General features: G+C 66.8%; 12 protein-coding genes. 9 read left to right on the forward strand and 3 right to left on the reverse strand.

Annotation, left to right across the window (positions count from 1 at the left end):
- The first annotated feature begins 1 nt into the window (after window position 1).
- The gene (locus BMW87_RS26955) at window positions 2–991 is read left to right on the forward strand and encodes a 2-hydroxyacid dehydrogenase (protein WP_093080092.1); all 990 of its coding nucleotides are present in this window, start codon (window positions 2–4) and stop codon (window positions 989–991) included.
- Window positions 992–1,043: 52 nt separating this feature from the next.
- Window positions 1,044–2,069 carry a LacI family DNA-binding transcriptional regulator gene (locus tag BMW87_RS26960; RefSeq protein ID WP_093050851.1) on the forward strand — a complete coding sequence of 342 codons (1,026 nt, stop codon included), beginning with the start codon at window positions 1,044–1,046 and terminating at the stop codon, window positions 2,067–2,069.
- On the opposite strand, the gene BMW87_RS26965 is transcribed toward BMW87_RS26960, so the two are convergent.
- The gene (locus BMW87_RS26965; protein WP_093080096.1) at window positions 1,969–3,705 is read right to left on the reverse strand and encodes a GMC family oxidoreductase; all 1,737 of its coding nucleotides are present in this window, start codon (window positions 3,703–3,705) and stop codon (window positions 1,969–1,971) included. The genes BMW87_RS26960 and BMW87_RS26965 overlap by 101 nt on opposite strands.
- Window positions 3,642–5,309: an FAD-dependent oxidoreductase gene (locus BMW87_RS26970; protein ID WP_093080099.1), complete on the reverse strand. Its 1,668-nt coding sequence runs from the start codon at window positions 5,307–5,309 to the stop codon at window positions 3,642–3,644. Before BMW87_RS26970 ends, BMW87_RS26965 begins: the two co-directional genes overlap by 64 nt.
- A gap of 79 nt (window positions 5,310–5,388) precedes the next feature.
- Between BMW87_RS26970 and BMW87_RS26975 the strand changes: the two genes are divergently transcribed.
- From BMW87_RS26975 to BMW87_RS27005, 7 genes are all read left to right on the forward strand, one after another.
- Window positions 5,389–5,844, forward strand: a complete 456-nt coding sequence (locus tag BMW87_RS26975) for a MarR family winged helix-turn-helix transcriptional regulator (RefSeq protein WP_256216930.1) — start codon at window positions 5,389–5,391, stop codon at window positions 5,842–5,844.
- Between the two features lie 157 nt (window positions 5,845–6,001).
- Complete coding sequence (locus tag BMW87_RS26980; protein WP_093080102.1) at window positions 6,002–7,369, forward strand: serine hydrolase domain-containing protein; 1,368 nt, start codon at window positions 6,002–6,004, stop codon at window positions 7,367–7,369.
- The gene (locus tag BMW87_RS34830; protein ID WP_143062616.1) at window positions 7,258–7,563 is read left to right on the forward strand and encodes a hypothetical protein; all 306 of its coding nucleotides are present in this window, start codon (window positions 7,258–7,260) and stop codon (window positions 7,561–7,563) included. The genes BMW87_RS26980 and BMW87_RS34830 overlap by 112 nt, the downstream gene beginning before the upstream one ends.
- Before the next feature lie 83 nt (window positions 7,564–7,646).
- Complete coding sequence (locus tag BMW87_RS35200) at window positions 7,647–8,225, forward strand: hypothetical protein (RefSeq protein ID WP_177192850.1); 579 nt, start codon at window positions 7,647–7,649, stop codon at window positions 8,223–8,225.
- A gap of 181 nt (window positions 8,226–8,406) precedes the next feature.
- Window positions 8,407–9,249: a MurR/RpiR family transcriptional regulator gene (locus tag BMW87_RS26995; protein WP_177192851.1), complete on the forward strand. Its 843-nt coding sequence runs from the start codon at window positions 8,407–8,409 to the stop codon at window positions 9,247–9,249.
- A 362-nt stretch (window positions 9,250–9,611) separates the two neighbouring features.
- Window positions 9,612–11,066 (forward strand): MFS transporter, encoded by a 1,455-nt coding sequence (locus tag BMW87_RS27000; RefSeq protein ID WP_093080106.1) that lies wholly within the window; start codon window positions 9,612–9,614, stop codon window positions 11,064–11,066.
- A gap of 21 nt (window positions 11,067–11,087) precedes the next feature.
- A complete protein-coding gene (locus BMW87_RS27005) occupies window positions 11,088–11,753 on the forward strand; it encodes an aspartate/glutamate racemase family protein (protein ID WP_093080108.1) in 666 nt (221 codons plus the stop codon).
- Between the two features lie 25 nt (window positions 11,754–11,778).
- Here BMW87_RS27005 and BMW87_RS27010 read toward each other — a convergent pair whose 3' ends face one another.
- Window positions 11,779–12,375: a nucleotidyltransferase family protein gene (locus BMW87_RS27010; protein ID WP_093080111.1), complete on the reverse strand. Its 597-nt coding sequence runs from the start codon at window positions 12,373–12,375 to the stop codon at window positions 11,779–11,781.
- Window positions 12,376–12,398 lie beyond the last annotated feature (23 nt).

Below are 12,398 nucleotides of genomic sequence, written 5' to 3' on the forward strand. Positions count from 1 at the left end.
CATGACGAATGTGTCGAAGAAGAACGTGCTCGTCTTCCGGCCGTTGCCCGAAGACCAGCTGGCGCGCCTGCAAGCCGTGCACCACGTGGTCGTGGCCGATCCGCGCAAGGAACCCGAGGCCTTTGCCGCCGCGCTGCGCAGCGCGAACGGGCTGATCGGGTCGAGCCATACGGTCGATGCCGCGCTGCTCGACGGGGCGCCGCAGCTCCAGGTGATTTCGAGCGTGTCGGTCGGTGTCGACAACTATCCGCTGGCCGAGCTGCACAAGCGCGGCATCGTGCTGTGCCACACGCCCGACGTGCTCACCGAAACGGTGGCCGACACGGTGTTCGCGATCCTCATGGCCACGCAGCGCCGCGTGGTCGAACTGTCGACGCTGGTGCGCGAAGGCCGCTGGACGAAGAACATCGGCGAAGAGCTCTTCGGCACCGACGTGCATGGCAAGACGCTGGGCATCCTGGGTTTCGGCCGCATCGGGCAGGCCGTGGCGCGCCGTGGTGCGCTGGGCTTCGGCATGCCGGTGCTGTATCACGCACGCCGCCCGGTCGACCTGGCAACGCAGGCGCCCGAATTGCAAGGCCGCGCCACGCACACGCCGCTGGACGACCTGCTCGCGCGCGCCGACATCGTGCTCGCGATGCTGCCGCTGACCGACGCGACGCGCGGCATGATCGACGCCGCCTTCTTCGCGCGCATGAAGCCTGGTGCAGCCTTCATCAACGGTGGCCGTGGCGCCACCGTGAACGAAGACGCGCTGCTCTACGCACTCGACCACGGCACACTGCGCGCCGCCGGCCTCGACGTGTTCGCGAAAGAGCCGCTGCCGGCCGATTCGCCGCTGCGTACGCACCAGCGCGTGACGCCGCTGCCGCACATCGGCTCGGCCACCCACGAGACGCGACACGCCATGGCCGAGCTCGCCACGACGAACCTGCTGCAGGTGCTGGCCGGAGAGAAGCCGACTGCGCCGTACGACACGGCATCCGCATGAGCACGAGCCGGTTTTTCTCCCTCCCCCGCTGGGGGAGGGCGGGAGCAAAACCATGAAGCCGACCGGCCGCGCCACCATCGCCGACGTCGCCGAAGCCGCTGGCGTCTCCAAGGCCACCGTCTCGCGCTTCCTCAATCACCGCGAGCGGCTCCTGAGCCCCGACATCGCCGCGCGCGTCGAAGTCGCCATCGCGGCGCTGGCCTATTCGCCGAGCCCGATGGCGCAGGCGCTGAGCCATGGCCGCTCGCGGCTCATCGGCCTGATCGTGGCCGACATCACCAATCCGTACTCGGTGGCGGTGCTGCGCGGCGCCGAGAAGGCCTGCCAGGACGCCGGCTACCTCGTGATGCTGTTCAACCTCGGCAACGAGAGCGAACGCGAGCGCGAGGCCATCGACGCGCTGGCGGGCTACCAGGTCGACGGCTTCATTCTCAACACGCTGGGCCGCGGCAGCAATGTGGTCGACGCGGTCACGCTGCACGGCAAGCCGGCGGTGCTGGTCGACCGCCGCCACACCGGCATGCACACCGACTTCGTCTCGCTCGACAACCACGCCGCGATGCAGGCCACCTGCGGTCATCTGGTCGAGGGCGGGTATCGCGAGCTGCTCTACGTCACTGAGCCGCAGAAGGGCGTGAGCTCGCGGCGCGAACGCACGGCCGCCTTCGGTGCCTGCGTGGCCGCGCACGAGCCGCGCGTGGCGGGCGAGGTGTTCGAGTGCGTCGAGGGTGAGAGCGATGCGCTCGACGAGGCCTTGCGCGCTCTGCGTCAGCGCGCCAAGCGCGGCCGACGGGCCGCGGTGGTCGCGGGCAATGCCGTGGTCACGCTGCGCATCGCGCAGGCCATGGCGCGGCTGGGCTGGCAGTTTGGCGCCGACCTCGGCTTTGTCGGCTTCGACGATCCCGAATGGGCCTCGCTCATCGGCCCCGGCCTGAGCACCGTGGCACAGCCTACCGACGCCATCGGCCGCACGGCCGCTACCTGCCTGATCGAGCGGCTGCGTGGGCTGGATGCTGCGCCGCGCCAGTTGCTGCTGCCTGGAGAGCTGGTGGTACGAGGCTCGTCGCAGGCGCTCTAGCATCCTGCTGCGCGCGGTCGAAGGTGATCGGCCCGCGCATCCAGTCGGCCGCGCGTTCGGCAATCATGATCGTTGGCGCGTTGGTGTTGCCGCCGATTAGCGTCGGCATGATCGAGGCATCGACCACGCGCAGGTTTTCGATGCCGTGCACGCGCAGCTTCGCGTCTACCACCGCCATAGCATCTGTGCCCATCTTGCAGGTGCCCACGGGGTGGTAGATGGTGTCGGCGCGCGCGCGAATGTGCTGAATGAGTTCTTCGTCGGTGTGCGCGTCGGCCGTGTAGAGCTCGTGGTGGCGGTACTTTTCGAGCGCCGGCGCGCGCAGGATCTCGCGCATCTTCTTCACGCCTTGCAGCAGCAGCGCCATGTCTTCCGGGTCTGACAGAAAGCGTGGGTCGATGCGCGGCGGCGAGCCTGGGCTGGCATCGTTCAGGCGCACATCGCCGCGGCCCTTCGGACGCAGCACGCACACATGGCACGAGAAGCCGAAGCCCGCGTGCAGCTTGCGTGCATGGTCGTCGGTGATCGCGATCACGAAGTGCAGTTGCAGGTCGGGCCGCCGCAGTTCGGGCGACGACTTGATGAAGGCGCCGCCCTCGGCGAACGGCGTCGCGATCATGCCCTTGCCGCTCTTGCGCCACTCGGCGATGGCCTTCACCAGATGCAGGCCACCCACCACGCCGATGCCGAACAGGTCGGTGTGCTTCGAGGTGTAGGCGAGGATGAAGTCGGTGTGGTCCTGCAGGTTCTGGCCGACGCCCGGCAGTGCATGCTGCACGGCGATGCCGTGGCGGCCCAACTCGGCCGGGTCGCCGATGCCCGAGAGCATCAGCAGTTGCGGCGAGTTGAATGCGCCGCCGCACAGCGCCACCTCGCGCCGCGCGTGAAGGGTCTCGATGCTGCCGTCTTTGTGCCGCACTTCCACGCCGGTGGCGCGCCGGTCTTCGAGCACCACGCGCAGGGCCTGCGTGTCGGTCAGCACCGTGAGGTTGGGGCGCTGGTTCATCACCGGATGCAGGTAGGCGGCGGCCGCCGAGCAGCGCTCGCCGTTGCGCGCGCCATCGTGGAACTGCGTGACCTGGTAGAGGCCCGCGCCTTCCTGTTCGGCGCCGTTGAAGTCTTCGTTGCGCGGAATGCCGCACTCCGCAGCGGCCAGCACGAAGTCTTCGGCAATGGGGCGCGGGCTCTGTTGCTCCGAGACCTGCAGCGGCCCGTCGGCACCGTGCAGTGCGCTCGCGCCGCGCTGGTTGCCCTCGGCGCGCTTGAAGTAGGGCAACACTGCGTCGAACGACCACCCGGTGCAGCCCGCGCGCTCCCAGTCGTCGTAGTCGTCGCGATGGCCGCGCACGTAGAGCATGGCGTTGATCGCGCTGGAGCCGCCCAGGCAGCGTCCGCGTGGCTGGTAGCCTTTGCGCCCGTTCAGGCCGGGCTGCGGCACGGTCTGGTAGGCGTAGTTGTTGATGCGCGGGCGGCCCGGCAGCATCGCCACCGTGGCGGCAGGCGCCCGCACCAGGATGCCGCGGCCGTCGCCGCCAGCCTCGACCAGACAGACCTTCACGGCGGGGTCTTCGCTCAGCCGCGAGGCCAGCGTGGCGCCGCCGGAGCCGCCACCCACGATGACGTAGTCGAATTCCATGGCGCTTCTTCCTTTTGTTCTGTGCTGCCTGCGTCCGCGCGGACGGATTCGACTGTAGGAATGAACGTGCAATCAGGGCTTGGCGTTTTCCCTTGTCTCCGAAGCCAGGCCGAGGTCATGCCGAGGTCGTGCAGATACCCCTCCAGCTCTTCGATGTGGGCGGAGTCGACGATGGCGCCGACATAGCCGTCCGGGCGCACCAGCACCCAGTCGCCCGACGCGAGCCCATAGGCTTCCCGGAAATGGCCGCCATGGTCGCGCAGGTCGCCTCTTTCGCCGAAGGTGTGGATGTGCAGGCCTGGGCGCGGTGCCACGTCGCGACGCTCGACCTTGCAGCCCAGCAGCGTCCAATGCGCGCCCTTGAACAGCTCGAACAGGCGCGTCGGTTGCCCGGCGGCGCCGGTGACCGGCGCATCCGGCGCGCGGTCACCCGCACGCAGGCCGCCAACGCGTGCCGGCTTCTCCATCGCGAGGGACGATTCGGCGTACCCGAGGTCGAGCTGATGCACTTCCCGCCCGCGCCGCATCTCGCCGCGCTTGGCTTCGCCGAGCAACTTCGTGGCAAGCCCGAGCATGTCCGCGGCAATCGGGCGGCGCTCTTCCTCATAGCTGTCGAGCACGGTGCCGGGTGCGCCGGCGGCAACTGCCGCCAGCTTCCAGCCAAGGTTGTAGGCGTCCTGCACGCTGGTGTTGAGCCCCTGGCCGCCGGTGGGGGGATGGACGTGTGCGGCGTCGCCGACCAGCAGCACGCGACCTACCCGGTAGCGATCGGCCAGACGCGCGTTCATGCTGAAGGCCGAGGCCCACGAGACCGAGTGGATACGGATGTCGTCGCGGCCGGTGCGTTCGGCAACCATTGCTGCCAGCCCCTGTGCGGAGAGGTCGATGTCGCCCTCCAGCGGTATCGGTGCCTGCAGCTGGAACAGCTCCGTTCCGGCGAGCGGGCACAGGGACATCTGTGCATTCATCTCGCCTTCGTTGAAGCGGTGCCATGCTTCGCGCCCCAACCCTGACAGGACGACGTCGGCCACCACGGCACGCACGCCCAGCGTCTTGCCCGGAAAGCCGATGTCCAGCGAATGCCGCACGAAGCTGCGGCCACCGTCGGCGCCGACGAGAAAGCGCACGCGCAGCGTTTCTTCACCCGCCGCGCTGGCCAGCCGCGCCGTCACGCCGTCCTCGTCCTGCTCGAAGCCGATCAGTTCGCGGCCGAACGCGGGTCGATGCCCGAGCTCGGTCAGGCGCTCGCGCATCACGCCCTCGGTCAGGAACTGCGGGACCATCAAAGGAGAGCCATAGGGTTCAGAAGGTGTCGGTGCTTCGTGCGCCATCACCAGCGAATCGGCATGGCTGCCGTCAGCGCGGTATTCCCGCGAGGGCGGATACAGGCCGCCGGCCGCGACGATCCGCTCGAGGATGCCCAGATCCTCGAAGACCTCCTGCGTTCGCGGCTGGATACCCTTGCCGCGCGAGCCCCGGAAAGGCGTGTCCATCTTCTCGATCAGGCGGAAGGAAACACCTCGCCGCGCCAGGTCGATGGCGAGCGTGAGGCCGGCTGCGCCGGCGCCGCAGATCAGGACGTCGGCGGAAAACTGCTGTGTCATGGCAAACTCCAATATGTGTAATATGCACTCAATAGGAGCGGATGCTATGCCAAAGAAAATAAATGTGCAAGATACACATATGTCCGCGCAACTGCGGGCGCTGCACGGTGCGCTGCTGACCGTTGTGAGCGTCATGAATCGCCCGCAGCGCGACGAGGCGATGGTGCGCGAAGCGGGCATCTCGCTCGACCGCGCCTTGTTTCCGCTGCTGGTGGGCATCGAACGCGTAGGACCGATCGGCGTGGTCGAGCTCGCCGACCGTGTCGGGCGCGACTACACCACGGTCAGCCGGCAGGTCGCGAAGTTGGAGAGTCTTGGCCTGGTGGAGCGCCAGGGCGGCGTTCACGACCGGCGCGTGCGCGAAGCGATCGTGACGCCGAAGGGCAAGGTCATGACCGATGCCGTGGATGCAGCAAGGGAACGGCTGGGGCGCGCCATATTTGCCAAGTGGGAACAGCAGGATTTCGAGGAGCTGGTGCGGCTTCTGCAGAAGTTTGCGGTCGATATCGAGGCGGGCCCTGCAGGCGAGCGTTGATCGGGTTGAGAGGGGCGCTGCCTCGCTGACCTTTGAACACACGGCGCGCGACCGGGGCCTCATCGGGTTTCCTCTGCCGCGGCAGACAGGCGATTGACAGCCACCGGCGCGACACTGTCGCAACCGGTCCATCCCGCAAGACAAGGAAGCCAGGAACATGGAAGAGACAACAACAACGACCCCCGCCATCTCGCGCCGCGGCCTGCTGCGCCTTTCCCTTGGCGGCACCGCCATGGCCTCGCTGCCCGGCATCGGCTGGGCAGCCACCGGCGCCGCCGCGCCGGCCTTTGCCGACGGCCTGCCGCGCAGCCGGCCCGAGGCGCAGGGCATCTCGTCGGCGTCGATCCTCGCCTTTCTCGACGATGCCGAGCGCGGCGCGTTCGAGCTGCACAGCTTCATGCTGTGGCGCAACGGCCATGTGGTGGCCGAGGGCTGGTGGGACCCCTACAAGCCCGAGCGCCGGCACATGACGCATTCGCTGACCAAGAGCGTCACCGTGTGCGCGGTCGGCATGGCCATTGCCGACGGCAAGTTCGGACTCGACGACAAGGTCGTGTCCTTCTTTCCCGAGCACCTGCCGCCCACGGTCAGCGCCAACCTCGCGGCAATGACCGTGCGCGACCTGCTGACCATGCGCACCGGGCACGAGTCAATGGTGTCGGGCTCGGTGTGGCGGCCCATTCGAACGAGCTGGATCGCCGAGTTCTTCAAGATCCCCGTGGTCTACACGCCGGGCAGCAAGTTCGTCTACACCAGCGCGGCTACCTACATGCTGTCGGCCATCGTGACGAAGACCACCGGGCAATCGACGGCCGACTACCTCAAGCCGCGCTTCTTCGAGCCGCTGGGCATTACCGGCTATGAGTGGGACGTGGGCCCCGAGGGCATTTCGCCAGGCGCCAACGGCCTGAGCTGGAAGACGGTCGATTCGCTCAAGCTCGGCATCCTGCATGCGCAGAACGGGCAGTGGAACGGCAAGCAGATCCTTACGAAGGCCTGGGTCGATTCGGTGCACGCGCCGCACACCAAGGACCGATACGGCTACCAGTGGTGGCTGGGCCAGCACGGCGCCTACAACGCCGATGGCCTGTTCGGGCAGTATTCAGTGGTGTTCCCTGAACAGAACGCGGTGCTCGCGCTCAATTCAGCGCTGCCGCCCAAGGCCGGGTTCAACGCAGGCATCCTGTACAAGCACTTTCCCGCGGCATTCGGCGCTACTGCCGTGGCCAGCGAGAAGGACTACGCCGCGCTCAAGGCCCGCACGCGCACGCTGCAGCTGCTCCCACCGGTGAAGCCGACCAGCTCGCCCGTTGCCGCGAACGTGCGGGCCAGCGCTTTGACTTTGCGGAGAACCCGGAGAAGATCAAGTCGATGCGGCTCGACTTCTCTTCCGCGGAGTCTTGCGTCTTCACCATGGAAGACGACCGCGGCACGCACAAGGTGCAGGTCGGCCTGCGCAAGCCCTTCGAGGGCGATACCACCATTACCGGCAACAAGCTGCACCACGAGTACCAGCCCGAAGTGATGCGCGTGGTGGCCAGCGGCGAGTGGCGCGACGCGCGCACCTTCGTCATGACGTGGACCTTCGTCGAGTCGGCCTTCCGCGACACCGTGGAGTGCCGCTTCTCCGGACCGTACATGCGCTTCGACCGCAGCGTGAACGTCAATTCCAGCGCAACCGAAATGCCTACGCTCACGGGGACGCGCGCGAAGACTTAGCCCACACTTTTTGAGAGGCGCTTTTACCGGCGGTTCACGTGCCGGACAAATTGACGGGCGGGGTTCGTGGCTCAATGTCCTTCATGCATATGCTTTCGGACGCCACGGTCTTCACGCAGGTGCGCTTCTGGGTGCTGGTGCTTTGCTCGCTGGTGTGCCCGGCCGCGATCTTCGTCACGCTGTTCGTGCGGCGCGAGTTCTCCAAGAAGGCCGTGCTTGCCTTCGGCCTGCTGCTGATCCTGCTCGCGGGCGTCGACATCTTCGTGCTGCGCGCGCTCTCGCTGGAGGCGCAGGCCACGCCTTCGCTGGCTGACGACATCGTCTTCTCGTCCGAACTGTCGATCGCGCTTTACATCATTCCTGCCGCGTTCGGCACCTTCGGGCTCAACATGGTTTCGCATGTGCTCATGCATTACCTGAAGCAGAAGGAAGCGCGCTTCGAGGCGCACCGGCAACCGGCGCAGCCGCTGCCCATCGTCAATGGGGCGCATCGGAATCGCCCGAGGGCGCCGGGCGGGCCACGGATGCGGCCGACCGCCGTGGTGCGTCGTCGGCGCGAGGCGGTGCAGGTCGTCGCCAATGCGCTGCCTCGCGATCCGTCAGCGACGGAAAGACGTCGCGCAACTCCGCGAGGGGCACGCAGCCCGATTCGCGGTTCATGATGAACCACGTCGGTTCTGCCGCATGGCTCGACATTGAATGCGCTGCAACGACCAGTGCGGCCAGGGCGACGAGGGTGCGGGATGCTGCGATCAAGTCCGTGATCTCCAGGGAAGAGGAGGGACGTACATCCTGCTGCGGGAAGGGGACGGCATGGCATCATCGTGCGCCTCTCCCACTCGCATGCCCATGTCCGCAGATTCCTTTGTCCGCCGCGTCCGCAGCCAGCTCGACCAGTTGTCCGCAACCGAGCGGCAGCTTGCCGATTTCGTCCTGGAGTTTCCGGGCGAGCTGGCCAGCTATGCGGGCAACGAGCTGGCGGAACTGGCGGGGGTGTCGCCTTCGACGGTGAGCCGCTTCATCCGTCGCATCGGCTACGAGAACTACGAAGAGGCCCGGCGCCAGGTTCGCGAGGAAAAGCAGACGGGTTCGCCGCTGTTCCAGAACGCGACCGAGGCCTCGAAGCGCGGCCACCTTGTCGCCACGCATTTCCAGCAGTCGCAGGCCAACCTGGCCAGCACCTTCGACCGGCTCAACGACAGGCAGATGGCCGGCATCGTGAAGGCGATCATCGGCGCGGGGCAGGTGCTGATCTTCGGCAGCCGCAGCAGCCATGCCTTTGCCCTTTACCTGCGTTGGCAGATCGTGCAGGTGGTGCCGCGCGTCACCGCCATTCCGGGGCCCGGCGAGACGTTGGCCGAGCACCTGGCTGGCCTGACCGGGCGCGACTGCGTGATCGTCTTCGGCACGCGACGGCAGACGCGGCAGATGGACATCCTGCTCGCGGGCGCCAGCAAGGCCGGCGCGAAGATCGTCTACATCAGCGACAAGGCCTCGCCGGACTTCGCTGGGGCCACCTGGTCGCTGCAATGCGATTGCCGGGGGCCGGGGCTTCTGGACAATCACACTGCCGTGATGGGCATCTGCGACCTGATCGCCACGATGGTGATCGAAGCCTCGGGCTCCGCCGGTCGCAGGCGTCTGGCCGCGATCGAGCTCGAGCACGAGGAAAACGGCGAGCTTTGAGCGGCAGCGGCGCTCGACTGGCCTGATCTGGTCGGAGTGCACTGAAAAGACGCACGACCGTAGTGCGCATCTGCCCATCCAAGGTGCATCCGCAGAGGCTGCAACAGGTCTCGGATGCGCCCGCCTGTGACGGTCATTCCACGCTTTCCCCTCTGAAAAGTACCCCTGCGGCACGTGGCTTACGTGCGTCACGCGCAGGCGGGCATGTCGCTTGCATAGGGATGTTTCGCATGAAATTGAGATTTCACAAAAACAAACTAGGTGAAATCGATATGTCAGACCGATGGAGTCGCCGATAGCATGCGAAGCGATTCCGGACTGCGCCGAGCAAAGCACTTCATACCTTTCTCAAGGGGTTTCCTATGGCTGGACCTGCACTCTCTTCCGGACCCGACTCGCCCCGGGTCGCCGAACTCGACAGAGCGCTCGACAAGATCGGCGTCACGCGATCGCACCACACGATCATCTTTTTGATCCTCATCGGCTGCCTGTTCGACAGCTTCGAGCAGAATGCCGTGGGTATCGTGGGACCGATGCTGCGCGAGCAGTGGGGGCTCAGCGCTTCCGACATCGGCTTGCTGAACACCGTCACCTTCGCCTGCGCGGCGGTGGGGCGGATCATCTCGGGCTTCATCGCCGACCGCTACGGCCGGCGCGTGATGCTGTCGATCGACCTGCTGCTGTTCACCCTCGGCGCAGGCATCTGCGCGATGGCGCCCAACCTGGCGGTGATGGCGCTGGGCCGCGCGGTCGTGGGTTTCGGGCTGGGCGGCGAGATCGCGATCGCCGTCACCATGCTGGCCGAGTTCTGCTCGACCAAGTTCCGCGGCACCGCTGTCGGGCTGGTGAACGTCGGCGCGGGTGGGCTCGGCAACTTCCTGGCGCCGGGCTTCGGCCTGCTGGTGTTCTGGATGTTCCCGGGCGACAACGCGTGGCGCTGGCTGTTCGCCTGCCTGATGGTGCCGGCGCTACTCGGTGCTTTCTATCGCCGCTACATCCCCGAGACGCCGCGCTTCCTCCTGTCGCAGGGCAAGGTGAAGGAAGTCAATGCGGTGTTGTCGCGACTGGCGTCGGGCAGGCTTTCGAAGAAGAACGTGCCGCAGCATCAGTACATCACCGACGATGGGCTGGCCACGCCGAATGCCCGCATCAAGGTACGCGTGACCGAGATCTTTCGCGGTGCACTGGCGCGGCGGACCATTCCGCTGTGCATCACGATCTGGATGACCTACGGCGCGCAGATCTCGGTGCTCACGCTGATGCCGACCATCCTTGTTGCCCTGGGCTACAGCATGTCGAAGAGCCTGCTCTTCACGATGGTGATGCAGGGCGGGAGCCTGCTGGGGGCCATCGCAGCCTCGCTGCTGGGTTTTCACTTTCCGCGCAAGCGCGTGCTGACGGCCGGCGCCGTGTGCGCCTGCCTGGCGGCGTTGACCATCGGCTTCGTTGCCAAGAGCATCGTGGTGATCCTGATTGCCGGCGCGGTGTTCCAGTTCTTCGTGCTGCTGCTCAACACGACGATCTGGATCTTTGCGCCCGAGCTGTACCCGACCCGGGTGCGAGCCTTCGGCACGGCCTTCATTCTTGCCACTGGCACAGCGGCAGGCGCGCTGATGCCGCTGGTGGCGGGCCGGCTCTTCGATGCCTTCGGCCTGGTCGGCGTGTTCAGCCTTGCGGCCGGTATGTACGCGGTCTTCGTGGTCAGCGTGCAGAGCGTGCCCGAGACCTATGGCCAGTCGCCCGATGCGTTGCCGCTGCCGGGTGAAAGCCCCGGCGACGACGCTGCCCCGACCACGAAGATCGTGCAGCCGGGTTGAATTTTCAGAGAGTCCTCACGCATGCAAGAAATCCTGCTCATCAACCCCAACTCGTCGTCGTCGACCACCGCAATGATGGCGAAGATCGCCAGCAGCGAGGCACCGGCCGGATGCCGCGTGACAGGCATCACCGCGGCCGGCGGGCCGACCATGATCGTCAATGAAGACGAGCTGAATGCGGCTGCGACGGAGGTGTTGAAAGCCTGGCGTTCCGCTGCCGGCGGAAGGTGGAATGGCGTGATTGTCAGCGCCTTCGGCGATCCGGGCATCGAGTTGCTGCGCTGTGAAGCAAGCGTGCCGGTGGTCGGCATCGCCGAAGCATCGATGCTCGCGGCCAGCGAGGGCCGTCGCCGCTTCGGCATTGCCACGGTCACGCCCGAACTGGTGTCGCCCATCGAGGGCAGGGCGGCCGCGCTGGGACTGCGAGCTCTCTACACCGGCATCCGCCTGACGCAGGGCGACCCGCACGCGCTGGCAGCTGATCCGCAGGCGCTGGAAGAAGCGCTGGCAAAGGCCGTGCAGTGCTGCATCGACGAAGACGGCGCCCAGGCGGTGATCATCGGCGGCGGTCCGCTGGGGCAGGCCGCACTGGCGCTGGCCCCACGGTTCGACGTGCCGGTGATCGCGCCCATCTCGGCCGCCATGCGACTGCTGTGTTCGCGGTTCGCAGCAACCCGGGGAGCATGAGGAATGAGCACCGTGGGCGTGTTCATCACAGTGTCGAGCTGCAAGCGCAAGTAACCGCTTCCGGCTGCACGATCCGCAGCCACGGCCATCGTGCCTGGTAGTCCGCCGCCTTCTTGAGGAACAACTCGCGCATCGGGAGCAGCGGGTTCATGCGCAGAATGCCCGCTGCCAGGTCGTCCAGCCCGTCGGGCGCATAGAGCGTTCCGTCGGCCAGGTCGATGCCGACGCGGGTGCATGCGATGAGGTAGCGGTCGATCCCGTCGCGCGCGGACCCGAGCCGGGGGTAGGGCGACTTGAAGCGTTGCTCATACCAGAGGTGAACGCGCGCCTGGTTCTTGACCTCCACGCTCACGCCCAGGTCGGCCACCGCTTTCTGCACGCGCTGGATCACGATGTCTTCGGCTTCCCACGACAGGTCGGTGTCGTCGAAGTAGAAGACGTCGTAGTCCTTCACGCCCCAGCCGGGCGGTTTGTCGGAAAGACGGTTCCACGTCGCCTGGAACAGGCAGCCGGCGGTCAGGAAGCCCTGGCGAAGCCCGAGGCCGGGCAGGCGTGAAAGCAGCGCGGCGTTGACCGGGTCCTGCATGGCTTGCCCGATCAAGCCGGTGGGTGTCAATGGCATGGTGTCGACGCAATGCAAAGAGG

The sequence above is a fragment of the Variovorax sp. OV084 genome, assembly GCF_900111625.1.
GTDB lineage: Bacteria > Pseudomonadota > Gammaproteobacteria > Burkholderiales > Burkholderiaceae_C > Variovorax.